Source organism: Archangium minus (genome assembly GCF_044360475.1).
GTDB classification, from domain to species: domain Bacteria; phylum Myxococcota; class Myxococcia; order Myxococcales; family Myxococcaceae; genus Archangium; species Archangium minus.
In genome coordinates, this window is sequence record NZ_CP043494.1 from 7,589,503 (window position 1) to 7,615,158 (window position 25,656).

18 protein-coding genes are annotated in these 25,656 nt (G+C 68.3%); 10 read left to right on the plus strand and 8 right to left on the minus strand.

Going from position 1 to position 25,656, the window contains the following annotated elements; genetic code table 11:
* The first annotated feature begins 68 nt into the window (after positions 1–68).
* Positions 69–2,471: an endonuclease MutS2 gene (locus tag F0U60_RS30840; protein WP_395805082.1), complete on the plus strand. Its 2,403-nt coding sequence runs from the start codon at positions 69–71 to the stop codon at positions 2,469–2,471.
* Between the two features lie 102 nt (positions 2,472–2,573).
* On the opposite strand, the gene F0U60_RS30845 is transcribed toward F0U60_RS30840, so the two are convergent.
* Complete coding sequence (locus F0U60_RS30845) at positions 2,574–2,966, minus strand: LysM peptidoglycan-binding domain-containing protein (protein WP_395805084.1); 393 nt, start codon at positions 2,964–2,966, stop codon at positions 2,574–2,576.
* 141 nt (positions 2,967–3,107) lie between these two features.
* Here F0U60_RS30845 and F0U60_RS30850 point away from each other — a divergent pair, with 141 nt between their 5' ends.
* A complete protein-coding gene (locus F0U60_RS30850; RefSeq protein ID WP_395805086.1) occupies positions 3,108–3,833 on the plus strand; it encodes a polymer-forming cytoskeletal protein in 726 nt (241 codons plus the stop codon).
* 48 nt (positions 3,834–3,881) lie between these two features.
* Here F0U60_RS30850 and rnr read toward each other — a convergent pair whose 3' ends face one another.
* Complete coding sequence (gene rnr / locus F0U60_RS30855; protein ID WP_395805088.1) at positions 3,882–7,298, minus strand: ribonuclease R; 3,417 nt, start codon at positions 7,296–7,298, stop codon at positions 3,882–3,884.
* Positions 7,299–7,441: 143 nt separating this feature from the next.
* Positions 7,442–8,785, minus strand: coding sequence for a protease inhibitor I42 family protein (locus F0U60_RS30860; RefSeq protein ID WP_395805090.1), 1,344 nt, complete (start codon positions 8,783–8,785; stop codon positions 7,442–7,444).
* Positions 8,786–9,022: 237 nt separating this feature from the next.
* Here F0U60_RS30860 and glp point away from each other — a divergent pair, with 237 nt between their 5' ends.
* From glp to F0U60_RS30875, 3 genes are all read left to right on the plus strand, one after another.
* Positions 9,023–10,249 carry a gephyrin-like molybdotransferase Glp gene (glp, locus tag F0U60_RS30865; protein ID WP_395805092.1) on the plus strand — a complete coding sequence of 409 codons (1,227 nt, stop codon included), beginning with the start codon at positions 9,023–9,025 and terminating at the stop codon, positions 10,247–10,249.
* A gap of 67 nt (positions 10,250–10,316) precedes the next feature.
* Positions 10,317–10,991: a GTP cyclohydrolase II gene (ribA, locus tag F0U60_RS30870; RefSeq protein ID WP_395805094.1), complete on the plus strand. Its 675-nt coding sequence runs from the start codon at positions 10,317–10,319 to the stop codon at positions 10,989–10,991.
* On the plus strand, positions 10,984–11,859 hold the full coding sequence (locus tag F0U60_RS30875) for an MBL fold metallo-hydrolase (RefSeq protein WP_395805096.1): 876 nt from the start codon (positions 10,984–10,986) through the stop codon (positions 11,857–11,859). The genes ribA and F0U60_RS30875 overlap by 8 nt, the downstream gene beginning before the upstream one ends.
* Positions 11,860–11,923: 64 nt before the next feature.
* On the opposite strand, the gene lipB is transcribed toward F0U60_RS30875, so the two are convergent.
* From lipB to lipA, 4 genes are all read right to left on the minus strand, one after another.
* Complete coding sequence (lipB, locus tag F0U60_RS30880) at positions 11,924–13,009, minus strand: lipoyl(octanoyl) transferase LipB (protein ID WP_395805098.1); 1,086 nt, start codon at positions 13,007–13,009, stop codon at positions 11,924–11,926.
* On the minus strand, positions 13,006–14,403 hold the full coding sequence (locus F0U60_RS30885) for a ClpX C4-type zinc finger protein (protein WP_395805100.1): 1,398 nt from the start codon (positions 14,401–14,403) through the stop codon (positions 13,006–13,008). The genes lipB and F0U60_RS30885 overlap by 4 nt, the downstream gene beginning before the upstream one ends.
* Positions 14,404–14,489: 86 nt before the next feature.
* Positions 14,490–15,788: a dihydrolipoamide acetyltransferase family protein gene (locus tag F0U60_RS30890; RefSeq protein WP_395805102.1), complete on the minus strand. Its 1,299-nt coding sequence runs from the start codon at positions 15,786–15,788 to the stop codon at positions 14,490–14,492.
* Between the two features lie 39 nt (positions 15,789–15,827).
* Positions 15,828–16,763 (minus strand): lipoyl synthase, encoded by a 936-nt coding sequence (lipA, locus tag F0U60_RS30895; RefSeq protein WP_395805104.1) that lies wholly within the window; start codon positions 16,761–16,763, stop codon positions 15,828–15,830.
* 252 nt (positions 16,764–17,015) lie between these two features.
* On the opposite strand from lipA, the gene F0U60_RS30900 reads away from it, so the two are divergent.
* Positions 17,016–17,804 (plus strand): DUF72 domain-containing protein, encoded by a 789-nt coding sequence (locus F0U60_RS30900; RefSeq protein WP_395805106.1) that lies wholly within the window; start codon positions 17,016–17,018, stop codon positions 17,802–17,804.
* 31 nt (positions 17,805–17,835) lie between these two features.
* On the opposite strand, the gene lpdA is transcribed toward F0U60_RS30900, so the two are convergent.
* A complete protein-coding gene (gene lpdA / locus F0U60_RS30905) occupies positions 17,836–19,233 on the minus strand; it encodes a dihydrolipoyl dehydrogenase (protein ID WP_395805108.1) in 1,398 nt (465 codons plus the stop codon).
* A gap of 75 nt (positions 19,234–19,308) precedes the next feature.
* On the opposite strand from lpdA, the gene F0U60_RS30910 reads away from it, so the two are divergent.
* The 4 genes from F0U60_RS30910 (at position 19,309) to F0U60_RS30925 (ending at position 25,623) form a co-directional block, all read left to right on the plus strand.
* Entirely contained in the window at positions 19,309–20,457 is a 1,149-nt protein-coding gene (locus tag F0U60_RS30910) for a hypothetical protein (RefSeq protein ID WP_395805110.1), read from the plus strand.
* A 39-nt stretch (positions 20,458–20,496) separates the two neighbouring features.
* A complete protein-coding gene (locus F0U60_RS30915; protein WP_395805112.1) occupies positions 20,497–21,306 on the plus strand; it encodes a hypothetical protein in 810 nt (269 codons plus the stop codon).
* 46 nt (positions 21,307–21,352) lie between these two features.
* Positions 21,353–23,254, plus strand: coding sequence for a ribonuclease R family protein (locus F0U60_RS30920; RefSeq protein WP_395805114.1), 1,902 nt, complete (start codon positions 21,353–21,355; stop codon positions 23,252–23,254).
* Positions 23,255–23,403: 149 nt separating this feature from the next.
* The gene (locus tag F0U60_RS30925) at positions 23,404–25,623 is read left to right on the plus strand and encodes a hypothetical protein (RefSeq protein ID WP_395805116.1); all 2,220 of its coding nucleotides are present in this window, start codon (positions 23,404–23,406) and stop codon (positions 25,621–25,623) included.
* The last annotated feature ends 33 nt before the right edge of the window (positions 25,624–25,656 follow it).

Below are 25,656 nucleotides of genomic sequence, written 5' to 3' on the forward strand. Positions count from 1 at the left end.
TAGCAGAGCGGTACCGGCTATCACAACCCTACTTCCTCTTGACGGCCGCCCGGCCGCGCATGAAACCCATGACTGTGCAGATTGCTCAGAGAACGCTCGAAGACCTTGGATTCGCGGATGTGCTCCGCGCGCTAGCCCATCGTTGTCGGACTGAACCCGGGAGGGAGCGAGCGCTCGCCCGGCCGTTCCTCGATGGCGAGGAGCAGGTAGCGGAGGCTCTGGAGCTCGTCGCCGAGGCGCGGCGGTTGGCCCAGGAGCAGTTTTCCCTGCCGCTGGGCGGAGTGACGGACTTACGCGTCGCGTTGGAGCTGGCTTCCAAGGGCGGCCTGTTGGAACCCCGACAGCTCATCGCGTCGGCGCAGCTGCTGTTCGCCTTCGTCCGCACCCGCGAGGCGCTGGAGGAGCGGCAGCACGTGGTCCCCCGGCTGGCGGCCATCTCCCGGCGGCTGCCGATGCTGGAGCAGCTGGCGGTGCGCATCGACCGGAGCTTCGAGGCGGACGGGGAGATCTCCGACCGGGCGAGTCCGGAGCTGCGCGAGGCGAGGGATCGGGTGCGCGGACTTCACCGGCGCATCAAGGGCCGGCTGGAGGAGATGCTCCACGACGAGAACTTCCTGCCGAAGCTCCGGGAGAACTACTACACCATCCGCAATGGCCGGTACGTGGTTCCCGTGGTGTCCAACTACCGGGGCGAGGTGCCGGGCATCGTCCACAACGCGAGCCAGACGGGGCAGACGCTGTTCGTGGAGCCCGAGGGCCTGGTGGGCATGGGCAACGACCTGGCCATTGCCCAGTCGGTGGTGACGGAGGAGGAGCGGCGAATCCTCCAGGAGCTGACGAACCAGCTCGGGCGCGAAGCGGCGAAGGTGCTCGAGGGCATCGCGGCGGTGGCGGAGCTGGACGAGGCGGAGGCGGCGGCGGTGCTGGCGGGAGATCTGCGGGCCTACGCCCCCGAGTTCGTCGGGGTGCAGGACCTGACGCTGGTGCGGCTGCGGCACCCTCGACTGGTGCTGAGGGACACCGAGGTGGTGCCCAACGACGTGGAGATGAAGGGCGAGGCACGGGCGCTGGTGGTGTCCGGTCCGAACGCGGGCGGTAAGACGGTGACGCTGACGGCGGTGGGCCTGTGCGCGCTGATGCTGCGAGCGGGCCTGCCCATTCCCGCGGGCGAGGGCTCGCGGATGCCGCTGTACCGCTCGGTGCACTCCACGGTGGGTGACGCGCAGGACCTGTCGCAGGGCCTGTCCACGTTCAGCGCGCACGTGGTGATGCTGCGGGACATCTCCCTGTCGGTGGGGAAGAACTCGCTGGTGCTCATCGACGAGATCGCCGCGGACACGGATCCTCGCGAGGGCGCGGCCATCGCCATCGCAGTGCTGGAGGAGCTGCTCACCAAGGGCGCGGTGGTGCTGGTGACCACACACCTGGAGGAGCTGAAGGCGCTGGCGCACCTGGATCCGCGCTTCCTGAACGCGCGAGTGGGCTTCGACCCGAAGAAGATGGCGCCTACGTACAAGCTGCAACTGGGCGCGGCGGGTGCGTCGTCGGCCATCGAGGTGGCGTCGCGGATGGGGCTGCCGGAGCACATCTGCACGCGAGCGCGGGACCTGGCGATGAACGCGGGTGGCGCGCTGGCGAAGGCGCTGGCGGCGGCGGAGGAGGATCGGCGCAAGCTTCAGGACGAGCTGGAGCGAGCGAAGGCGGAGGCGGAGGAGGCCGAGCGGCTGCGCAAGACGCTGGAGGAGCAGAAGCAGCAGTTCGAGCGCGAGCGCAAGGCGCGGCTGATGCGCTTCAACGAAGAGGTGGCGGCGGCGAGCGAGCAGGCAGCGTCGGAGGTGCAGGAGCTGCTGAAGATGCTGAGGGCGCAGGCGAACGAGAAGGCGGCGTCGGAGGCGCGTGCGCAGCTGTTGCAGCGGATGGAGGAGGCGAACCAGCGGGCGAAGGCGGCGCGTGCGGAGCTGTTCCAGGTGGAAGCGCCAGCGCCCGCGGAGCTGCGGGTGGGAGCGTGGGTGCGGCACTCGGGGTTGAACAAGGACGTGGAGATCCTGGAGCTGCACGGGGATCAGGCGCTGGTGGCGGCGGGCATCATGAAGATGCGCGTGTCGGTGTCAGAGCTGTCGGGGACGAGGACGGCCAAGCCGAAGGAGGCGAAGTTCCCGGAGCGCAACAAGCAGGCGCAGCAGATCCAGCGGGCGAAGGCGGCGGCACCGGAGGCGGTGGAGGCGACGAACTACCGCTGCGACGTGCGAGGCATGAGGGCCGAGGAGGCGCTGACGGAGCTGGAGTCCTTCCTGGACCGGGGCATGAGGAGCGGCGAGGAGGCTGCGCTGATCATCCACGGGCACGGGACGGGAGCTCTGCGGCAGGCCATCCGCGACTACCTGGCGGCGTCGCCGTACATCCGGATGTTCCGCCCGGGAGAGAACCACGAGGGCGGAGACGGCGTGACGGTCGTGGCGCTGCGCGCCTGAGCCACACCGGCGCACGCGCCTAAAGCAACAACGAGGCTGGAGGTCCCTGTCCCCAGGGCTTCCAGCCTCGTTGCTTTCATAGGTGAGCTGTTCCCAGACGCGTCAGACGTTGGCGATCGACTTGGGCGGCAGCTTGAGCACCTGGCCGACCTTGATGTGGTCCGGGTCCTTGAGCTGGTCCTTGTTGATCTCGAAGATCTTCGGATAGAGCTTCGCGTCGCCGTAGATGTCCCGGGCAAGCTTGCTCAGCGTGTCGCCCGACTTCACGGTGTACACACCGTAGGGCTCCTGGTGGGTCACCGTGAGCAGGACCATCACCTCGTTCTGCCAGTTCGGGTGCTTCGCCTTGATCTGATCCCACATGCGATCGCGATCCCAGGCGTAGTCCACCGTCCCCTGGATGATGAGCTTGCCGTTCTCCTCGCGGGACTCGACCTTGGCGCCGACGTTCTTCGCCACGTCGAGCACGTCCTTGTAGTCGTTCTGCAGGGCCATGGCTCCTCCTCTTGTGAGCGGCGCACTCTTAACCATCAGGTCCGGGCCCATCCACGCACGACGTGCTCGTGAGCCGCCATGCCTGGTGGGTGGTCAACAAAGTGTCTTCGCCGTCACGGGAGCATTCGCTAGCGTCATCGGATGACCGACAAGACGCTCGACAGGTTGCTCACGCTCAAGCAGGCCTACCTCGAGAAGCGACTCTGGCCCAATCATGCTGACCTCTCGACCTTCTTGTTCGGATTCACGAACTCGCCGCGGCCATCCCCTGACGAGCTGATCGACATGTGGCGCTCCGAGGGCTTGTCCATCCTGTCGACGGACCTGCCTCCGATCGTGACGCCATGGATGGCCCTCGCGCACCGCTTGGCGGCAGACCCCGAGCAGCGGCTCGAAGGCCATGAGGGCGCCGGGCTGTACACAGGCTCTGTCTACGTGAATGGGGATGTCACCATCGGCGATGGGGAGGTGCTGGTCATCGGCGGTCATCTCCGCGTCGCGGGTGACATCGATGTGGCGGAGACCGGCGGGCTCGTCGTCGCGGGCACCGTCGAGTGCCGAGCCCTCCGTCTGGGCCTCCATCTGACGGCCCTCGAAACGGTGCGCGCCCGGTACGTCCGCCTCTACGGCAACGATGGCTGCCTGATGGCACCTCGGCTCGAGTGCGAGCTGCTCCATCGAGACGATTACGCCCTCAGCGCCGAGCTCGATGCCCGGTGCGAGGTGGACGGGGGTGAGTTCCCGACCAAGGAGAAGGCGCTCGGCATGGCCTGGGCGCTGCGACCCGAGTTCATCGACGACGAGGGCGAGCTACGCGAAGAGGCCGTGTGGGAGGCGCTGGAGCAACGACGCCCGTTGCTCCGCTAAGGCTCCCTCTCCCAGAGGGAGAGGGGACATACACGGAAGGACACTCCCCTACCGCTTCTTCGCCTTGCGAGCGGGAGCTGTCTTCTTCGCCTTCGCGCTTCCCTTCGCCTTGGCGGCCGAAGCACGGGGCTTCGGAGCCGCGGTACGCTTCGCGGCCGAAGCCCGCGTCGTCTTCTTCGCCGCAGGAGTCTTCTTGGCGGCGGCAACCCGAGCCGTCTTCTTCGTGGCACGAGCTGGCTTCTTCGCGGCGGCCTTCTTCGCAACAGGAGCCTTCTTCTTCGCCCCCGTTCCACGCGCAGCGGCCTTCTTCGCGGCGCGAGGCGCAGTCTTCTTCCGAGCCCCAGCAGCGGCCCGCTTCGCACGAGCCGGCTTTTCCTCGGCCGCAGCGGCGGCCTTCTTGCGCCGCTTGGGAGGCACGGCCTGAACCGTCTCCTCTGTCACCTCGCCGCCTTCGCGCGCGTCCAGTGCGGCCAGGGCGCGGATGCGATCGAAGCCCGCAGGAGCCGTCGGGATGTGCCGCTCGACGATTTCGACGGACTCGGTCTGGCGCTCCACGGTGGGAGGAGCCACTTCCGCCGTCTCCACCTGCTCGGCCGGAGCCTGCTCCACGGCACGGGCCTCCGCGGCTCGCAGCGCCTCGGCCTCGGCCATCGAGAGCTCGTGCTCCCCAACGACCCGCTCGGGACGGCCCCAGCGCTCCTTCCGCTCCTTCTCCCTCGCGGCACGGGCGGCCTGTTTCCGCTCCTCGCGGAGCTGGTGCTTCTGCACCTTCTGCTCCTGGCGCTCCACAGCCTCGAGGGCCTTCACGGTCCTGCCGGCAACCTCCAGGGCCTCGAACTCGATCCGCCGCAGGGCCAGGTTCACGTTGACGAGCCGCACCCGGGCCTTCTGTCCGACGCGGACGCGGAAGCCGCCCGGCAGCGTGAGGGAGTGCAGGGTCTTGTCGAAGCGGGTCCCGAACCCGAGCGAGTCCGCGCGGACGAGCCCCTCGACGTGCACCTCATCGAGCTCCACGAAGAAGCCGAACTCGACGATGCCGGCCACGGTGGCGGCGAACTCCTCGCCGAGACGGTCCTTCATCATCAAGGCGGCGTAGAAGGAGACGACCTCGCGCTCCACTTGCATGGCGGCGCGCTCGCGCTCGGAGCTCTGAGAGGCCATGTCCTCCAGCCGCTGCTCCTCTCGCTCGAGCTGGGCGGGCGAGCGCTCCTGTCCTCCACGGGACCAGTGCGCCTTCAGGAGCCGGTGGACGAGCAGGTCCGGGTAGCGGCGGATGGGCGAGGTGAAGTGGAGGTAGTACTCGGCGGCCAGGCCGTAGTGGCCGATGTCCGAGGCCGTGTAGACGGCCTGCATCATCGAGCGCAGCAACAACTGGTTGAGGGCGCGCTCCTCAGGGTGGCCCTGGAGCTGGGCCATGAAGGCATTGAGATCCCTTGAGGAGAGCTCCTCGGCCTGGAGGCGGAAGCCATAGGCCTGAGCGAGCTGGGCGAAGACAGCCAGCTTCTCCTCGTCAGGCTCACCGTGGTAGCGGTAGACGCTGGGCAGGCCCTGGTCGGCGAAGAACTTCGCCACCGCCTCGTTGGCGGCGAGCATGCACTCCTCGATGAGCCGGTGGCTGTCCTTGCGCTCGCGGCGCTCCATGCGAGCGGGCAGACCGTCCTCGCCCATCACCACCTTGTGCTCGGGCAGGTTGAAGTCGATGGCGCCGCGCTCCTTGCGCATCCGCATCAGCACGCGGGCCAGCTCCATGAGCCGCTCGAAGTGGGGCTTGAAGGCGTTGCGGTGGGGAACGTCCTTGCCGTCGAGCACGTCCTGCACCTCGTTATAGGTGCAACGGGCGTGGCTGCGCATGACGCCCGGGTACAGCTCGCTGGAGACGAGCCGTCCGCTCTTGTCGAGCACCATGTCGGCGACCATGCACAGCCGGTCCTCTTCGGGGCGCAGCGAGCAGATGCCGTTACTGAGCCGCTCGGGGAGCATGGGCAGCACGCGGTCCGGCAGGTACACGGAGGTGGCGCGGCGCAGGGCCTCGGCGTCGAGCGCAGTGCCCTCGCGCACGTAGTGCGTCACGTCGGCGATGGCCACCACGAGCCGCCAACCCTGAGGGTGGGGCTCGGCGTAGACGGCGTCATCGAAGTCGCGGGCGTCCTCGCCGTCGATGGTGACGAGCGCCATCTGGCGCAGATCCCGCCGCTCCTCGCCACGGGCCTCCTCCTCGGTGACCACCGGACGGATGCTGTCAGCCTCGTCCATGACCTCGGGAGGGAACTCGTCGGAGAAGCCCTGCGAGTAGGCGATGGAGAGCACCTCGGTGCTCGGATCCCCAGGCTTGCCAAGGGAGCCGGCCACCTCGCCGAAGAGGCCCTCGCCAGGCTCCAGCAACTCCGCGCCGATGCCCAGGCGCACCTTCACCACGTCTCCGTCGCGCGCCATCTGGGTGGGCGGGACGCGGATGTTTCCCTGGGTCTGCAGGTTCTTGTCGTAGGGAATCACCAGCGCATGGCGCCGGCCGCGCTCCATGTAAGTGCCGACGGCGAGCTGCCGCGTGCGGCCAACCACCTGGACGAGGCGGCCCTCCATGCGCCCGGGACGACCCCAGGCCTCGACGATCACACGATCATTGTCGAGGGCCCGCGCGGCCTCCTGAGGCGGAAGGAAGATGTTGTCACCCTCGCCCGAGCTGGGGTGGACGAAGCCGTAGCCGTCGCGGTGCACGTGGAGGATTCCCTCCACGGTGGCGGTCTCCAAGCCCTCTCCCCCGCCGCGTCCACCACGGCCCCCGCGGCCTCGCGGCTCGAAACGCTCCTCACGAAAGGCGCGCCCTCCGCCTGCGCGACCGGGGCGGCGATCCTGCTCGAACCGGTTGCGAGGGTCGGGACGGCGCTCATCCCGTGCGAAGCGTCCGCGGGGCTCGGGGCGACCCGCCTTCTGCCGCGTGTCGACACGGCCTCCCGAGGGTCGCTCCTGCCGGGCGAAACGATTCCGGGGCTCGGCGCCGAGCTCCTCGAGTCGGCCGCGCGACGGAGGACCCCCGCGCTCCATACGGCCTTCGCGCACGAAACGACCTCGAGGCTCGGGCCGCTCTCCCTGCGAGAAACGTCCCCGGGGGGCGAAGCGTGCATCGCGAGTATCGGGCGCGGGCCGGGCTTCCTCCCGAGGGCCACCGGACCGGCGCTCGTCGAATCTCCCCTGCTCCTCGCGACCGCGCCACCTCCCGGACCCCTGCTCCTCGCGACCGCGCCGGACGAAGGGAGGATGTGCTCCACCGTTACCCGAGCCCTCATGGGGGGCTGGCCGCTTGCCTTGCAAGCTGAAGCGCTTTCCCTCCCTGATCAGCTCGCCTCGCCGTACCATCTCCCGGAGGGTGCGCTTGAGCTGCGTCTGCTGACCGGGGTGCAGGTGGGTGAGCCGGAGCAGTTCCTTGACGCCGAGCGGGTGCTTGGACTCCGCCAGATGTCGTCTCACGTCTTGATGAAGGTCGGTCACGAGAGTTCCCAAAGCAGGGAGCCCGACGGGCCCTGAAAAAAATAAGCCCGGCAGGTCCCATAGGGGACCCCCGGGCGAAAGAACGACGATGTCGCGAGGTCTCGGCTCGTCAGATAGGCCCCTCAGGGCTTGACGGTCACGTTGAGCTTGAACGAGCGCTCCACTTGACCGGGGTTGAAAGCCTTGGCGAGGAAGAACTCGACCTCGGAGGACCCGGGGTTGCGCGGGGTGAAGAAGAACTCGCGGGTGGCGGGACCCCCTTCCGAGCTCGGCTCGAAGTTGGCCTCGCGCAGACCCACGCGCTTGGCCGCCGTGGGCTCGATGGCCCAGGTAAAGCCAGGCTGCTCCTGCAGGCGCACGGTGAAGGCGTGGTTGAGCCGCACCTCGATGTTGGCAGGCTGCTCGCCCTCCACCTGCACGGTCTCCAAACCCTCGCGGGAGATGGGCCGAACCTCAGAGGGACGCGGCTCCACGTTCTCCACGTCGATGCGGCCACCCCAGCCGGAGGACTTGTCCACCACGCCCGTGACGGAGAGCGTATGGCCCAGGTACTTGCGCAGGCCCTTGGCGCCCTTGCCCTCGAGGATGAAGGACACCTGCTGCCGGGTGCCGCCGTTGGACACCACCAGCACGAACTCCTCGCCGGTCATCTCCAGGTTGCCACGCAGTGCGGCAAAGCCCTTCATCCCCGCGCCCATACCGGCCGAGATGACCTGAGACACCTCTCCAGGGGAGAGGTAGCGCAACCGGGTCTCCGTCTCGACGGGCTCCGGAGCGGGCGCTTCGGCCTCGGGCTTCTTGGCGGAGAACTTCCGCACGTCCACCGTGCCACCGTAGTTGGTGGTCTTCTTGATGAGCCCGCTGACGGACACCTTGTGATCCAGGTACGCCGGCAGCACCTCCTGATCCGGCCCCTGGAGGATGAAATTCAGCTCGCGCTTGTCTCGACCCACCACCACCAGGCTGGGCAGCCCGTCGAGCACCGTCAGGCGGCCCTTGAGGCTGCCCTCGCCCACCACACCACGACCCGCACCGGCGGTGAGCAGCTGCTCCATGTCGCGCTTGTTCAGGGGCTCGGCCAGGGGAGGCAGCTTCGTGGCGCGGGGCCTCGGCTTTTCGGCCTGGGGCGGCATCACGACCTCCGCCCGGGCGGCCTCCTTGCCCTTGGCAGAGCTCTCCTTCCCCTTGGGGGCGGCCTCCTTGCCCTTGGCGAGCTCCTTCACCTTGGCGGCCGCCTTCACGGCGACCTCCTTCACCTGGGTGGCGGCCTTCTTCACGGCGGCGGCCGGCTTCTTCGCCGTTGCCGCCTTCTTCTCCGCCTTCGCGCTTCCGGTCGCCTTCGTCACCAACTTCGCGGCGGCCTTCGCCACGCTCTTGGACGCGGTCTTGAGGACACCCGGTTTCGTCGACTTGACCTTCTTCGCAGCGGGAGTCGCCTTCTTGGCCCCGGACCTGGGCTTGGCCATCGACGCTGTCTCCTTGAATTCCCGTGTCATCTCAACGGGTTGGCGCATCTACCCCCGACCGGAAGTGGGCCTCGGGATCACCTGAGCTTGTAACGATGATCAGCAAGAGTGTCAAACAAAGTCTTGAATTTCCTAGGGACTTTGATCCCTAAAGCAGCCAGTCGCTACACACCTGTGTCGCATTGCCCGGGGCAAAGCCGATCAGTCCTGGGAGATCACCCGGAGGGAGTCCAACCCATGAAGGAAGATGCCGCGCTGCTGCCCGTGGAGGAGGCGCGAGCCCGTACACTCGCCCTGGTCCGCTCGTTACCCCCCGAGTGGGTCCGGTTGGAGGACGCCCTGGGGCGGGCCCTGGCTCAAGACGTGCGCGCACAACGGACCCTGCCGCCCTGGGACAACTCGGCCATGGACGGCTTCGCGGTGCGCAGCGCCGACCTGACGGGTCCCCTCCCCGTCCGCCTCCAGGTGAAGGAGACGATCTACGCCGGCCGAACGCCCCGGGAGGAGGTCCGGCCAGGAACCTGCGCGCGGATCATGACGGGGGCCCCGCTGCCGGCGGGGGCGGACGCGGTGGTGATGCGTGAGCGGACGCGGCTGGCCCCCGAGGCGGACACGGTGGAGATCCTCGAGGCGGTGGGGCCCGGCAACTTCATTCGGCCGAGGGGCGAGGACGCACGGGAGGGCGAGGTCCTGCTGCCCCAGGGGACGCCGCTGGGGATTCCAGAGCTGGGGCTGGTGGTGGCCCAGGGGATGCTGACGGTCCCGGTGCCACGCCGCCCCCGGGTGGCCATCCTCTCCACCGGCGACGAGCTGTGCCGCGCTGACGCACCCGCCGAAGGTCAGATCGTGGACGCCAATGCCCCCGCCCTGAGCCTGGCCGTCCTCCGGGCGGGCGGAGTGCCCTCGGTGCTCGGCATCGCCCGGGACACCCTGGAGGACGTGTACCAGCACCTGGCGGCGGCCGAGGGGTACGACCTGGTGCTGACGAGCGCCGGCATGTCCGTGGGCGAACACGACTTCGTCCGCGAGGCGCTCGAGAAGCTGGGCGTGGAGCGGGACTTCTGGCGCGTGGCCATCAAGCCGGGCAAGCCGCTCGCCGTGGGCCGCAAGGGAGCCGCCGTCTACATCGGGCTGCCGGGCAACCCTACCTCCTCACTCGTCACCTTCGAGCTCTTCGTCCGCCCGGCCCTGCGTCGCATGCTCGGGCACACGGACGTGGAGCCGCCTCGCGTCTCCGGCAGGCTCGAGGGCGAGCTGCGCAAGCCCGAGGGGCTGGCCCACTATGTCCGGGTGACGGCTGCCTGGCGGGACGGTGAGCTGTGGGCCCGGCCCCTCTCCACCCAGACGTCGGGCGCACTGCGCTCAGCGGCCTCGGCCACTCACCTGCTACACTTTCCACGCTCGTCCAGTAGGCTGGCTACTGGTGACAAAGTGGAATTGCTTCCTCTCTCTTGGGGGGCATGAAGAACGAACGTCCACGGTTCGCATCCATCTTGTGCACCCAGATGTTGTGAGGGAGAAGGGTTCATCTATGTCCGATACGCGTACACCTCAGGTCCTCCCAACTCGCAAGAGCGCGTCCCTCCTGGAGAAGTTCTCCGAGGCGGATGTCCCCACGGGGCGGGGCGTGCTGCGCACGGTCGTCTTCCGCGAGAAGCGCAACGGGCGGGAGCACGTGGCGCTCGTGGTGGGCAGCGTGCAGGGGATGGAGGGGGTGCCTGTTCGGGTGCACTCTGAGTGCTTGACCAGCGAGGTGTTCGGCAGCCTGAAGTGCGACTGCCGGGAGCAGCTGGACCGGGCGCTGGACTTCGTCACCCAGAACGGGTGCGGCGTGGTGCTCTACCTCCGCCAGGAGGGCCGGGGCATTGGCCTGGGAAACAAAATCAAGGCCTACGCACTGCAGGCCGAGGGCCTGGACACGTACGATGCCAACCGGAAGCTGGGCTTCCCGGATGATCTGCGCAGCTACGATGTCGCCGCCGAGATGCTGCGCATGCTCGGAGTGCGTTCGGTGGACCTGATCACCAACAATCCACTGAAAATTGCAGGCCTGGTGGAAGAAGGAATTCCGGTCCGTCGACGCATTCCCTCGCGTACGGAGCACAATCCGCATAACGTCGACTACCTGAGGACGAAGCGCGAGCGGACGGGGCACCTGATTGAGCTCTTCGCCGAGGACGACGACACGGAAGCGAAGGTTGGCTGAGGACGAACAGGGGAGGACGACCGCCGAGGCGCGCGTCCCCTTTCATGTCCGTTTCTGGGGAGTGCGCGGCTCGATCCCGGCACCGGGTCCGAAGACGCAGCGCTACGGGGGCAATACGCCCTGCGTCGAGGTTCGATGCGGGGACGAGTTGTTCATCTTCGACCTGGGGACGGGGGTTCGCGTGCTGGGGGAGGAGCTGCTCGCGGCGGGTGGACCCACGCGCGCGTCGATCTTCCTCTCGCACTACCACTACGATCACCTGCAGGGGCTGCCGTTCTTCACGCCCATCTTCATCCCGAGGTTCGCCTTCACGGTGTATGGGGCGCCTCGGGAAGGGAGATCGGTGAAGGAGGTGCTGTCGGGGCAGATGGTGCACCCCTACTTCCCGGTGACGGCCGAGGACACCTTCAAGGCGCAGCTGACGTACAAGGACCTTGGCTCGGGACAGCAGCTGGAGCTGGGCCCGGCGAGGATCCACACGCTGGATCTGAACCATCCGGGAGGCAATCTGGGCTACCGGGTGGAGTGCGGCGGCAGGTCGGTGGTGTATGCCACGGACGTGGAGGTCGGCTGCGAGAAGGACACGGAGCTGGTGGAGTTCGCGCGGGACGCGGACATGCTCATCATCGACGCGATGTACACCGAGGATGAGTACCGGGGCCGCAAGGGCTCCGCGAAGATTGGCTGGGGCCACTCGACGTGGGAGTCGGCGGTGGAGACGGCCAACAAGTCCAAGGTGAAGAAGCTGGTGCTCTTCCACCACGACCCCAAGCGGGACGACGACGCGATGGATCGCTTCGTCGAGGAAGTGCGAAAGCACCGTCCGGAAACGATCGCCGCCGTGGAGTCGGAGATCCTGAAGCTCTGAGCAACGCCCCCTCTCCCTCTGGGAGAGGGCTGGGGTGAGGGTCTACCCTCGCAGGTTCACACACTCACCCCGCGAGCACCCGGCTCGCCCGCTTCACGCCTTCGCGGAGCCCGCGGAACGGAAGCCGCGCGAGCGCGGTGGGAACATCCACCCACTCGAAAGCGTCGTGCTCGTCACCGAGACGAACCTCGAAGTCACCGGTGCACCGAGCGGCGAAACCGTTCTCCTCGACGAGCCGGGGAGGAACCACGGCGCCGACGGCGAAGGCATGGCGGTACTCCAGGTCGACCACCTCGGTGCGCAACCCGGTCTCCTCGAACAACTCACGGGCGGCAGCGTCGCGCGGCAGCTCGCCGGTCTCCAGACGACCGGTGACGATCTGCCAGAACCCCCCGCGCGCGGGGCGCCGACGCAACAACAACACGCGGGCCTCGGCTCCCCTGCCCCGCATCAACGTGACGCACACGGTGCGCGTGAGGGGCGCAGGCTCGACACGCTGGAGCTCGAAGACGTCGGCGAAGTGCCGAGCCAACTTCTCCTCGACCTCGGCCAGGGGCACGAGGCGACCGAGCTCCTTCTGCAACGAGGTAACACCCGCCTCACGGATGCCGCAGGGAACGATGAGGTTGAAGTGGGGCAGCTGCGTGTTGACGTTGAGCGCAAGGCCGTGGCTGGTAAGCCAGCGCGAGAGGTGAACGCCGATGGCGGCGATCTTCCGAGCGTCGGGCGAACCTTCCTGGCCGATCCACACCCCGGGCCACTTGGGGATGGTGCCGGAGGTGATGCCGTACTCGGCGAGAGTGCGAATGACACACTGCTCGACGTCGCGCACATAGCGGCGCACGTCGTGGCGGTGCTCGGGCAGAAGGAAGATGGGGTAGGCCACGAGCTGCCCGGGCCCGTGGTAGGTGACATCGCCACCGCGATCGGTCTCGAAGACCTCGACACCTTCATCGGAGAGGCGCGCGTCGCTGGCGACGATGTTGGCGCGCTTGGCGGCGCGGCCCAGGGTGAGCACGGGCGGGTGCTCGAGCAGCAGCAGGGCATCTCCGCAGAGGCCTTGACGGCGGGTCTCTCCGAAGAGCTTCATGAGCTGGAGGCCGTCCTCGTATTCGACCCGGCCGAGCCGGTACACCGTCAGCGTGTTCACGACGTTCCCTTCCGTCGACCCCGGCGGGCCGGCTTCGCCTTGGCCTTCGCCTTCTTCTTCACCTCCAGACGCCAGGTGCCGGGGGGCACGCGGGCCAGGAGGGCCTGCAACTCATGCCCGGAGCGCGACGAGCGTGCGGCCTCGGTGGCAAGGGCAGTGAGCGCCTCGTCGGAGAGGCGGCAATCCTCGCGCGAGGCGAGCCGACGCCGGGCGATCTCAACCAGGTCCTCGATACCGGGCGCCTCAAGTGACACGAGGAGCTGCACCTGCTCCAACAGGGCCACGGGCAGCGCACCGCCTACGGCCTCGGAGAGCGCGGCAGTGGTGGGCACAAACAGGCGGCCGGAGTCCGACACGAGCACAGGACCCGAGTCCACCGCCCCTCCCCGAGAGGTCATCAGGACGGTGCGCTCGGGGTAACGAGTCAGGAAGACGCCCAGCGCGGACTGCTCGGCGGGCGAGAGACGGTCCACGTCCTCCACGAGGAGCACGGCGTCCGCCGGAGCACGGTCCAGGGAGTCGGAGCTGACAAGCACGCCCCTCCCCTGCTCCACCAGCTCCCGTATCCAGGTGCTCTTCCCGGAGCCCTCAGGCCCGAGCAGTAGCATGCGACGCACGCCCGTCTCCAAGCCCCGCTCGAGACGCTCGCGAGCCGTCACCTGCCCTACCAGCTCGAAGGAGACGGACGACCGGGAGACCGGGGCCCGACGAACGGCAGGTGCCACGGGAGCCACACCGCCGAGCAACGCACTCGACTCCCCGATGCAGGACGAGCAGATGAACGCACCCGCGGGACCGGCGACGAGCGCACCCACCTCGGAGCGGGGCCGGCAGCAGAAGGAGCACCAGGCCTCAAGCGAAGGATCAGCCCGGGTCGGCCCCCGCTCGATGAAGGCCCCCTCCCCCTCTTCCGGCTTCGGGCGGGGCTCCTCCTTCCTCGCCTCTACGGGAGCCACGGCAGGCGCCACCTGCCCGCCGGAGACGTCCATGCTGAGCACGGCGGCACGCACGACCTCCACGGCCGTGCCTACGGGGTTGATCCGGCGATCCACCGCCATCTCGGCCTCGCGCAGGGCCTCATGGAGCGAGGAGGAGGTGTCCTCCTCAAGGACCCACACTCCAGGCTCGGGCTCCTCGTCAGGCTCGGGCTCTGGAGCCACCGGAGACGAATCGGCCCGTGCCTCCGCCTCCAACTGGCGGATCTCCTCTTCCAGCTCCTTGCGGGAGGGATCCAACCGGAGGGCGTAGCGCAGGAGCTGCTCGGCACGGGGCATGTTGCCCGAGCGCCGGCAGAGGTCTGCGGCGAGCCGGAGCAACTCGATGGCCCGGGGCTTGTCACCCCCGAGCTCCGCGGCCTGGGCAGCGCGGATGACGTCGCGAACGTTCTCGGCCATGGGGAAGCGTAACCTCCTCGAAGGCCGGGAGCGCGGTGCGCGAGCGCTCCCGGCGAGGCACGCGCCCCCGGCAGGCGGCCCGGCCGTCAGGCCATGGCCAGGAACAGCATGTCCGGATGCTCCAGGTACTTGATGACCTCGTACACGAAGTCAGCAGCCACCTGGCCATCGATGACGCGGTGATCGGCGGAGATGGAGACGTTCATCACCTCGCGCACGACGACCTGGTCGTTCTTGTCCACCACAGGACGCTTGCGCATGCGGTGGATGCCCATGATGGCCACCTCGGGGTGGTTGATGATGGGCGTGGCGAAGATGCCACCCGTCTGACCGAGCGAGGTGATGGTGAACGAGCCGCCGGTGAGCTCCTCCATCTTCAGCTTGCGATCCCTCGCCGCGGTGCTGAGACGGACAATCTCCTCGGCCAGCTCGCGCAGGGAGAGCCGATCCGCGTTCTTGATGACGGGAACGGTGAGCCCCTCGGACGTGGCCACGGCGATGCCGATGTTGAACTCGCCGCGCACGACGAGCTCCTGAGCGGCCTCGTCCATATTGGCGTTGACGTGCGGGTACTTCTTCATCGCCGCAATCACGGCCTTCACGATGAAGGGCAGGAAGGACAGCTTCGTCTTCTCGCCGGCGGCGACCAGCGTCTCGTTGAGGCGCTTGCGCAGGGCGACGATCTCGGTGCAGTCCACCTCCTCGACGAAGCCGAAGTGGGGCGCGGTGAACTTCGAGCGCACCATCTTCTCGGCGATCTTCTTGCGCAGACCGCGCAGGGGGATGCGCTCGTCACCCCGGCCCGAGCTCACCGCGGGAGCAGCCGGACGGGCCTGGGCGGGAGCGGTGGGCGCCACCTCGTTGCGAGCGGAGAGACCTCCCTCGAGGGCAGCCACCACGTCCGCCTTCATCACGCGGCCCTGGGGACCGGAGCCGGGGATCTCCGCGAGGTTCAGGCCATGCTCGGCCGCCATGCGACGCGTGAGCGGCGTGGCCAGCACCTTGGAAGCGGAGGCGGCCTGCGCACCATTGCCCTGAGAGGCAGCGGCAGCAGCAACGGGCTGGGCGGCAGCAGCAGCGGCAGCGGCCGGCGCACCATGGGCGGCGGGAGCCCCATGACCCGAGGCCTGGACCGGCGCCGCGCCCTCGATCTCCAGCGTGACCAGGATCTGGTGGACCTTGGCCATGTCGCCTTCATTGCCGTGCGTCTGCACGACTCGGCCGGCCTTGGGGCTCGGGACGGTCACCGTGGCCTTGTCCGTCATCACCTCGGCGAGCGTCTGGTCCTCCTTGACGAGGTCACCAGCCTTCACGTGCCACTTGACCAGCTCGCCCTCCTGCACGCCTTCGCCAAGATCGGGCAGCTTGAACTCGAAGATCGCCATTCGCGGGGGTCCGTTTCGGGGTATGGGGTTGAGAAGGCGTCAGGTGTTGCTGGCGAGCCCCAGGCGCTCGCGCTCCATGAGGCCCTTCATGAAGAACTCGGCGGCGCGGTAGCTGGAGCGCACGAGCGGCCCGGAGGCGACGTAGAGGAAGCCGTAGGACTCGGCGAGCTTCTTGTAGTCCTCGAACTGCTGGGGCGTGACGAAGCGCTCCACCCTCAGGTGGTACTGGGAGGGCTGGAGGTACTGGCCCAGCGTGAGCACGTCCACGCCCACGGCGCGCAGGTCCTTGAAGGTCTGCTCCAGCTCGGCGTCCGTCTCGCCCAGGCCGACCATGATGGAGCTCTTGGTGTAGAGCCGCTCCGGCCGCTGCTTGAGGTACTCGAGCACCTTCAGGGACTGCTTGTAGCCGGCGCGGCGATCACGCACGGTCGGGGTGAGACGCTCCACCGTCTCCACGTTGTGGGCCACCACGTGCGGGCGAGCCTCGGCCACGGTGGCCAGGTCGCGCTCCACGCCCTTGAAGTCGGGGATGAGCACCTCGACGATCGTCTTGGGCGAGTGCTGGCGCAGCTCGCGGATCGCCGAAGCGAAGTGGCTGGCGCCGCCGTCCGGACGGTCATCGCGGTTGACGGACGTCACCACGATGTACTCGAGGTCCATCTCCTTGACGGCCTGGGCCAGGTGGATGGGCTCCATCGGATCCAACGGAGGAGGCGCGCCCACCTTCACGTGGCAGAAGCGGCACGCGCGGGTGCACACCTCGCCCATGAGCATGACCGTGGCGGTCCCCCCGCCCCAGCACTCGGCGATGTTGGGGCAGCGGGCCTCCTCGCACACCGTGGACAGCTTCGTGCGGCGCACGATGGACTTCACCCGCTCGTACCCTTCCCCGTGGGGGAGGCGTACCTTCAGCCACTCGGGCTTCCGGGTGGTCTCGGTTACCTGCGGCAGGGGGAAACGGTCAGGAGTAGCCATGGGTCGCGGGCCTTCTACGGTTGGGGCGAAAGCAGGGTCAAGCGGGAAGCCTTGACGCCAGGCGTCAACCTTCCCAGGGTTGCAGAGTCTTCACTCCTTGTTAACGACTCCACCCGGAACGAGCAGCGGATGCCTGGACGGGGAGCCCCGTTACCTTCCCGAGGACCGTAAGCACAGCTTGCTCGAAGGATGAGCGGACCACGACCCGGGCTTCCGCCTCCCCGAGTGGGCTCGAGTGCTCATCCTAACGGTATGCGGGCCATCCACCTGGGGACGAGCGGCTACGTCTACAAACACTGGAAGGGTTTCTTCTACCCATCCGAGCTGCCAGCCAGCCGATGGCTCCCCTACTACGCCCGCGTCTTCGCCACGGTGGAGCTGAACGCCCCCTTCTATCGGCTGCCCACGGCGGACGCGGTGGATGGCTGGCGGGAGCAGACGCCAGCGAGCTTCCTGTTCGCGTGCAAGGGCAGTCGCTACCTCACGCACATGAAGCGCCTCACGGACGTGGGCGAGGGCCTGGAGCGCTTCTTCAGCGTCATCCTCCGCCTGCGCCCCAAGCTGGGCCCAGTGCTGTGGCAACTGCCGCCACACATGAAGAAGCCGGACCCGACACGGCTGGACCGCTTCCTCTCGGCCCTGCCCCGCGACGTGCAGTACGTCTTCGAGTTCCGCGACGCGGCCTGGTACCACGAGGAGGTGCTGGAGGTGCTGGACCGGTGGGGCGCGGCGGTGTGCGAGCACGACCTCGTGCCAGTGCCTCCCCCTCGCCTCACGGGAGGCTTCCGCTACGTGCGCTTCCACGGGGCGGGCTCACGCTACGCCGGGCGCTACGGCCGCGAGGCGATGTGGTCAGTGGCGGTCGACTTGGATCAGTGGAGACGCAAGGGGCGCACGGCCTGGGTCTACTTCAACAACGACCTGTACGGGCACGCGCTGCTGGACGCGTTCGATCTGGCCGAGCTGCTGGGTCACGTGAAGGTGCATCCACCCGCGGACATGCGAAGGCCGCCCGAGACAGAGGAGTCCCGGACGGCCTGAGTGCTACCTGAGTGCTACGAGGGAACCTGGCTCAGATGTGGATCGGATGACCCAGGGTGGCCTCGGCGCCCTCCTTGATGATCTCGGAGAGCGTCGGGTGCGCGTGCATCGTGTGCGCGAGCTCCTCGGTGGTGATCTCCAGGCGCATGGCGACGCACGCCTCGGCGAGCAGCTCGGTGGCGTGCGGGCCCACGAGGTGCACACCGAGCACCTCGTCATACTTCTTGTCGGAGACGACCTTGATCATTCCGAAGGCCTCGTTGGAGATGGAGGCCTTGGTCACGGCGGAGAACGGGAAGATGGCGGCCTTCACGTCGTAGCCGCGCTCCTTGGCCTTCTTCTCCGTGAGACCCACCGACGCCACCTCGGGGTAGCAGTAGGTGGCCGACGGCGTGAGGTCGTAGTTGATGGGCGCGGGGTTCTTGCCGGCGATGTGCTCGACGGCGAGCACGCACTCAGCGCTGGCCACGTGGGCGAGCATCGGCGTGGGGATCACGTCGCCGATCGCGTACACGTTCGGCTCCGTGGTGCGCATCATGTTGTCCGTCTTGATGAAGCCGCGGTCGGTCTTGATGGACGTGTGCTGCAGCCCGATGTCCTCGGAGACCGGGGCGCGACCCACGGCGGACAGGACGAGCTCCGCCTCGATGGCGCGCGTCTCGTTGCCCACCGTCATGGTGAGCTTCACGCCGTTGGCGGTGTTCTCAACCTTCTCCACCTTGGCGCCCAGGTGCAGATCGATCTTCCGCTTCTTGAAGTGCTTCTCCAGCTCCTTCGAGCAGTCCACGTCCTCGATGGGGAGCAGGTTGGGCATGTACTCCACGATGGAGACCTGGCTGCCCATGTGGTTGAAGACCGAGGCGAACTCGCAGCCCACCGCGCCCGCGCCGATGACGATCAGGCTCTTGGGGATGCGGTCGATGGTCAGGATGGAGTCGCTGTTGAGGATGCGCTTGTGGTCCACCGGGACGTTGGGCAGGGACTTGGGCACCGAGCCGGTGGCGATGATGATGTTCTTCGCCTCCAGCGCCTGCTTGCCACCGCCCTCGAGGTCAACCTCGACCTTGCCCTTGCCGGAGATGCGGCCGTGACCCTTGATGACGGTCACCTTGTTCTTCTTCATCAGGTAGTCGATGCCGTTGGCACCCTTGGTGACCACCTTCTGCTTGTGCTCCTGGACCTTGGCCCAGTTCACCACCGGGGCCGGCACCTCGATGCCGAAGTCAGCGGCCTCACGGATGTGGTGCAGCAGCGCCGCCGACCACAGGAGGGACTTGGTGGGGATGCAGCCGCGGTGGAGGCAGGTGCCGCCCAGGCGCTTGTCCTTCTCGATAATCGCCGTCTTCAGGCCCAGCTGCGCGGCCCGGATCGCACCGACATACCCGCCGGGGCCCGAACCGATGATCACCACGTCGAAATTCTCAGCCAAGAACGCCTCCGGAGTGGATGTACCCGAGCGGCGCTGATAACCACCCCTCCCGGCCGGAATCAAGGAGTTTGCACCTTGCGACGTTTCCCGCTCCGAACCCTGCTGCTGATGACGCTGGCCCTGGTGGCCTTCGTCCGCCTGTACATCCTCACCCACTCGTCTGGACGCTCGGTCTGGCCCCCCGTCCCATCCCGCTCGGAGCCCGGGGTCGTCAACGTGGCCCCCCAAAACCCGGAGGCCGGCACCCCCTCGCCCCCCCAGGCCTGCCGCACCCTGGACCGGACCCTGGAGGGCGCCGTGCGAACCCCCGAGGATGCTTCGGCCCTCGCCAGGGCGCGGGAGCAGCTCGACGCCTGCCCCCAGCCCCCCGCGCGCGCCTGTGAGCTGGGCGCGGCCCTGGAGGCCCGCTCCCCGCTCGATGCCGGTACATCACCTCTTCGCGAGCTGCTGGATGCACTGTGTCAACGCTGCCCGGCTGGAACCAATCCCTGTGCGGCTCATGTCACACGCGCGGTGATGGGGCTGAGCGCGGGCCGTCCCGCCGACCTCGCGTCCGTGCGCTGGAACCTGGAGCACGCCGGACCGGGAATGCCAGCCGCCTGTGCCGAGATCTCTCGCTCCCTCCTGGCCCCCTCCGCGCTGGCCAGCAATCCGCTGCCGGCCCCACAGAGGGAACTGCTCGCACAGCTCGCTCCGGCGTGCGCTCGGGCAGGACAGCTCCCTGCCAACGTGCTGCACGCGGCCGTGGTGCAGGGAGACGTGCCCGCGCTGGCGCAGCTCGTCCAGCAGATGCCGGCCGGAACGAGCACCGTGCTGAAACCGAGCCGCACCGTGGGCGCCCAGGGCGGAGAGCAGGCCTTCGATGGACAGGAGGCCACGGGCGTGGCGCTCGCCCCGGCGGCGTCCCCGTCTCCTCGCTGGGAGAAGGACGGCGCACTGAGCGCGGTGTTCGAGCCGCCTGTCCAGGGGCTCTCGGCCCTGCGCGTGCGCGCCAGTGGCCCGGGCACCCTGCGCGCCGCCATCCGCACCTCGGACGAACTGGGGCTGAATGATCCGGACTCAAAGACGAGCTTCGTGCTCCCAGTAGCCTGCCGCTTCCGCGGCACCGGACAGTGGGAGACCTGCACGCTGCCGACGCCGCTGCTGGACGTGGAAGCACTCAGTGTGTTTCCCGACAAAGGCAAGCTCACGCTGAACGAGGTGGAAGCGCGCGGAACGCGGTAACCGCAACGCGGTTACCGAGTGGGCATCCAAGCGGCCGCTATGCGAATCCACCTGCTCGCCCTGACCTTGATGGCCACGCCGGCCCTGGCCGAAAGCCCGCTGTCCGCGCTCGTTGCCGAGTATGAGACAGGACCGGCCGCCATCTTCCAGAACGATGGACGCTACGGCCCAACGGGCACGGACTATGAGGCCGCCGATCTCAACCAGACGGCGAACCTCTACCGGACCCAACGGATCGCACTCGAGGCTCGGCTGGGCGAGCGCCACGGCATCATCCTGCTGTACGCGCCCTTCGACCTCACCACCCGCGCGACGCTGTCGAGGGACATCGACTTCCGGGGAACGGTGTTCCCGGCCGGGACGGTGGTGGACAGCCGCTACCTCTTTGACGGGTACCGGGGCAGCTACCTCTTCCGCGTCATCAACGGCGAGCGCTTCACCTGGGACATCGGCGCGAGCGTGCAGATCCGCAACGCGCTGGTGGATCTGAGCGCGGTGGACGGCTCGCGCTACGCGAAGGAGAGCGACATCGGCGTGGTGGGCGCGCTGAAGACGCGGCTGCGCTACACGCTGCCCTCGCGGGTGTGGGCGGGGCTCGAGGCGGACGCGCTGTCCACCTTCGGACTGTTCGGCAACACGACAGGCGGCATCTACGACGTGGCGCTGACCCTGGGCGTTCCCGTGACCTCGAAGGGCGACGTGAGCGCCTACGCGCGGCTGCGGCTGCTCGGCGGCGGCGCGGACGTGAAGCGCCGGGACATCTACAACTGGGGCAACTTCGGCTTCGCGCTCGTGGGCGTGCAGGCGGACCTGGTGTCGCTGTTCGATCGGAGCCCCTCCACTCCGTGACCTGAGACCTGGCGCCGACGAGACCGGGTAGCATGCCGGCGCTCTCATGGACACGCCTGTCACCTCGCGCACCGTCACCGGCCACATCGACGTTCACCCTCGCGGCTACGGCTTCCTCGTCGTGCATCCGTCTGGATCCGACGAGGTGCTGTCCGCGTTCATCCCGCCCCCCGAGCTGAATCCCTACCTCGCTGACGACGTGGTGTCGGCGACGGTGACGGCCTCGGCCGATGGCCGCTGGAGCGCGAGTGCGCTGACCCTCCTGAAGCGCCCGCGCCAGGAGGTCTACGGTGAGGTCGTGCTGCGCAAGGGCGCGGTGCACCTGCGCATTGATCGCGACGTGGCCAATGGCGAATGGCCCCTCGAGACGGCCGGCGTCGAGGTGCAGCCCCATGACGCGGTGTTGGCGCGCGTCGATGACGGCAAGGTCTGGCTCCTGCGCAAGCTCGAGCCGGGGGCGGACCGCTCGCTGGAGCGCATCATCGTTCGCCACGGGCTGAACCGGGACTTTGATCCACAGGTCCACGCGGAGGTGCAACGTGTCCTCTCCGTGCCCCACGCACTCGGGGGACGGCGAGACCTGCGCCAGATTCCCACCGTCACCGTGGACTCGGCCTCGACGCGTGTCATCGATGACGCCATCTCCGTGCTGCCCGCGGGGGCGGACGGGGCGCTGCGCCTGTTCATCTCCATCGCCGATGCGGCCGAGTTCGTCACCGAGGGCTCCGCGCTGGATCGCGTGGCGCGCGAGCGGGCCACCAGCGTGTACCTCGCCGGAGCCATGCTGCCCATGCTCCCCGAGGAGCTCTCCACGAACTGGCTCAGCCTGGTGCCCGGCGAGGAGCGGCTGTGCCTCACGGTGGAGCTGCGCATCGACCCGGAGGGGCGAGTCACCGCGGCGGACGTCTACGAGAGCCTCATCCGCTCGTGGGCGAAGCTGAGCTACACCGAGGTGGCGGACTACCTCGACAAGGGAGAGGTCTCCGAGCCGATGACGACGGTACGCGAGGCCATGCCGTGGTTCCGCGCGGCGGCGACGCGGCTGGCCGTGGCGCGAGCCGGACGCGGCGGCATCGAGATGGCGCGTGAGGAGGCCCGCTTCACCTTCGACGAGGAGACAGGTGAGGTCTCCGGTATCGAGGCCGTACGGCCCACGACGGCGCACACCCTCGTCGAGCGCTTCATGGTGGCCGCCAACGAGGCCATCGCGGGGTGGCTCATTGATCGCGGCGTGCCCGCCCTCTTCCGTGTCCAGGATGAGCCGGATCCGCAGCGCGTGGCCGACCTGGCCGCCTTCGCGCACCACTCGGGCTTCGCCGCGGGCTTCGGCCGCAGACTCACCCCGCTGGCGCTCGCCGCGTTCGAACGGCAGATCGCCGGCGGCACCGCGGAGCCAGCCCTGCGCTCGGTGCTGCGGCGCTCGCTGGGCCCCTCGCGCTACACCGTGGTGCCGGCCATGCACTTTGGCCTCGCGGCCCGCGCCTACCTGCACTTCACCTCGCCCATCCGCCGGTATGCGGACCTCGCCGTCCACCGCGCCCTCAAACAGTACCTGCGGGGCCGACGCGACTTCGTGCTCGAGGACCCCTCCGTCGAGCAGCTCGCGGCCCACCTCAACCAGCGCTCCCGCACCTCCAGCCGCGCCGAGAAGGATCGCCACCGTGTACTGGAGGCGCGGGTGATGGCGGCGCACGTGGGCAGGGAGCTCACCGGACGCATCACGCGGGTGCGCCCCTCCGGTCTCCTCGTCCAGCTCGACGGCATGCTGGTGGAGGGCAACCTCCCCGCGGACTCGCTGCCTGACGGGCCCTACAGTCCCGATCCCCGGGAGACCTCGCTCGTGGGCGCTGCGCGCACCTTCACCATCGGCATGCCGCTGCGGGTGCGCGTGGCTTCCACCGACGAGCAACATGGCCGCATCGAGCTCGCGCTCGTCGCCACCTGTTGACCCCGGGACAACACGCCATCCCGGTCCGCTGTTGCTCACCGGACCACTCCTCGCGTCCCGCTCATCCATTTCCCTCTGTGACACGCCCTGCCGGACCGCCCGGCACGGTGGTTGCTCTGGCCTGTCTCTGGCTGTCGCAAAGGACGAACATGACCAGACACTTCCGTGGCGCCAAAACGTGGTTCCTCTCACCACTGCTGCTCGCGGGTAGCCTGCTGGCGGCCAGCGGTTGCTCTCAGAGCAAGGCCCCGAACAGCGGAGAGCCTCAGGAGCCGAACACCCAGGCCCGGGCAGCAGAGGCCCCCCAGGAGGGCGAACTCGAGCCGCTGGAGAAGCTCCCCTTCTCCGAACCGGAGGCCTCCGCCCAGGTCTTCATGCAGCAACTGTCCAAGCCGACCGCGCTCGGCGAGAACATGGCCGTGCACGTGCGGCTGCCCGCACCGGCCAACAAGGAGCTGGAGGGAAGCCTCGTCCGCGTGATTGGTACTCGGGAGGATCCGCAGCTCCTCTTCCGTTCGGATGCGCTCGCCGAGCTCGGTGCGATTCCCAAGAGCCCAGGCTCCGAGTTCTTCACCCTCTTCACCCAGCACGACGCCAAGGAGTTTGAGCGCCGACTCGAGAGCGAGAAGCGACTCTCCTCCGGCGAGTTCGGCGAGGTCTCCTCTCAGAGCATCGTGTTCCAGGGCCGCACGCCAGTGTCCCTGACCCGGGCACTTCCCCTGGACCTGGGAGGCGTCATCTCGGGTGACCCCACGCCCGTCACCAACAGCTGCCCGTCCATCCCTGCCTCCACCCTACAGAAGTGGGGTGAGTCGCTGTTCATCACCTCTCCGGCGGTTGTGCTCAATCCGGAGCGGACGTGGGATCCCTGCACCGGCGCGGGCACGCAGGGCGGCGCGTGGACCTTCGCCCACCTCATGCGTGAGATGGCGCAGGGCTCGGGCACCACGCCAGAGAATTTCGTCCTCGAGTGGCTGAAGCTCTGGGTCAACAACCAGACCGTCAATGGCGATGTCGTGGCGGCACGCACCGCCATGTTCAGCCAGGTGATCGAGCCCTGGGCTACGGCCAGTGGTGTGTCCGCGTTCATGGTCTACAGCCCCTCCACCGGGCGCAACGAGGTGTTCCTGACCGGTCCCCTCAACCTGGACATCGCGCCCTTCCGCCTGCTGGCGATCGTCAACCGGCTCGACCTGGGTGGGACCACCACGGGCCCGAGCGGCTACGGCGGCCGCGTCTCCAGCCAGCCCACGGACGCGGGTGAGCTGCGCTTCATCTTCGGCGTGGTCCAGCCCAACCCCTGGGGCGCGGGGAGCCAGAAGACGTGCGGCCTCAAGCCCTTCACCGTCATCTTCGAGTACGGCGTGCCCATCACCGGCTGCGGCAAGGTGGCCGCGTGGGCGAGGGAGTGGACGAGGCTCAACACCTACGGCGGCTTCAACGCCAGCTACCTGGCGCACCTCCAGTCGCTGACCGAGAGCGTCGTCCTGCACGGCAAGGCCCCGGGCAAGGGCAACCAGAACGCCATCAACCAGATCCGCACCAACGAGAACGCGCTCAACTCCCGCTGGTGGGAGCTGCGTGAGTTCCGGCTGGCCAAGGAGACGCCGGGTCAGGCCGACACGCCCGTGAGCGGGCTGCTGCGGCAGCACACGGTCGCGCAGTCCCCGAATGACTCGGCCTTCTCGGCCTTCGGCGACGCCACCATCGACTCGTACGTGCTCAACGACGTGCTCGTGGGTACCCCGGCGACGAGCTCGCTGCCCAACAATTGCTCCTCGACCTTCAACGTCCCCCATATCTACGGCTCGTCCTACTTCCGAGGAGGCAACGCGCTCATCGACCCCTCCTTCTGGAGGGTCAACATCGATCCATGGGACACCACGCAGGCCTGCGCGCGCCACCAGTTCTCGCTCAACACCTGCCAGGGTTGCCACCACGGCGATACCCGCACCTACTTCACCCATATCGACCCGATGGCGGGCATCCCCGCCCCACTCTCCGGCTTCCTGACGGGTGGTGGCCCCGGCCTGTCGTTCGGCGTCCCGGATCCGCAGCTCGGCTCGCCCACCTGGCGGTACGCTGACCTCCAGCAGCGCTGGCAGCGCCTGTACGACATCGCCCACTGCGTCCAATGCAGCCGCGTCCCCCGGTTCGACCCGGTCCGCTTCGACGAGGTGTTCATCAGCGACATCGGCGTGCTCCCGATCGATCCGATTGGCCCGATCGAGGACTCGCCCATCAAGGTTGGCCCCGTTCGCGACATCGGTCAGGTGAAGCTGCTCCTCGAGCGTCGGGCCGAGTTCGTGAAGGAGTTCCGCGACGAGCCGGTGAGCTTCATCCAGCCGGCGCAAACCGCCGTGCACTGAGCAGGAGCTTCACCCGGCGCGCGCACTGGGGGA

Excerpts from the sequence above, each read along its gene's own strand:
- F0U60_RS30840 (WP_395805082.1), top strand. The coding sequence starts at position 69 with ATGACTGTGCAGATTGCTCAGAGAACGCTCGAAGACCTTGGATTCGCG.
- F0U60_RS30845 (WP_395805084.1), bottom strand. The coding sequence starts at position 2,966 with ATGGCCCTGCAGAACGACTACAAGGACGTGCTCGACGTGGCGAAGAAC.
- F0U60_RS30850 (WP_395805086.1), top strand. The coding sequence starts at position 3,108 with ATGACCGACAAGACGCTCGACAGGTTGCTCACGCTCAAGCAGGCCTAC.
- F0U60_RS30860 (WP_395805090.1), bottom strand. The coding sequence starts at position 8,785 with ATGGCCAAGCCCAGGTCCGGGGCCAAGAAGGCGACTCCCGCTGCGAAG.
- glp (WP_395805092.1), top strand. The coding sequence starts at position 9,023 with ATGAAGGAAGATGCCGCGCTGCTGCCCGTGGAGGAGGCGCGAGCCCGT.
- ribA (WP_395805094.1), top strand. The coding sequence starts at position 10,317 with ATGTCCGATACGCGTACACCTCAGGTCCTCCCAACTCGCAAGAGCGCG.
- F0U60_RS30885 (WP_395805100.1), bottom strand. The coding sequence starts at position 14,403 with ATGGCCGAGAACGTTCGCGACGTCATCCGCGCTGCCCAGGCCGCGGAG.
- F0U60_RS30890 (WP_395805102.1), bottom strand. The coding sequence starts at position 15,788 with ATGGCGATCTTCGAGTTCAAGCTGCCCGATCTTGGCGAAGGCGTGCAG.
- lipA (WP_395805104.1), bottom strand. The coding sequence starts at position 16,763 with ATGGCTACTCCTGACCGTTTCCCCCTGCCGCAGGTAACCGAGACCACC.
- F0U60_RS30900 (WP_395805106.1), top strand. The coding sequence starts at position 17,016 with ATGCGGGCCATCCACCTGGGGACGAGCGGCTACGTCTACAAACACTGG.
- F0U60_RS30915 (WP_395805112.1), top strand. The coding sequence starts at position 20,497 with ATGCGAATCCACCTGCTCGCCCTGACCTTGATGGCCACGCCGGCCCTG.
- F0U60_RS30920 (WP_395805114.1), top strand. The coding sequence starts at position 21,353 with ATGGACACGCCTGTCACCTCGCGCACCGTCACCGGCCACATCGACGTT.
- F0U60_RS30925 (WP_395805116.1), top strand. The coding sequence starts at position 23,404 with ATGACCAGACACTTCCGTGGCGCCAAAACGTGGTTCCTCTCACCACTG.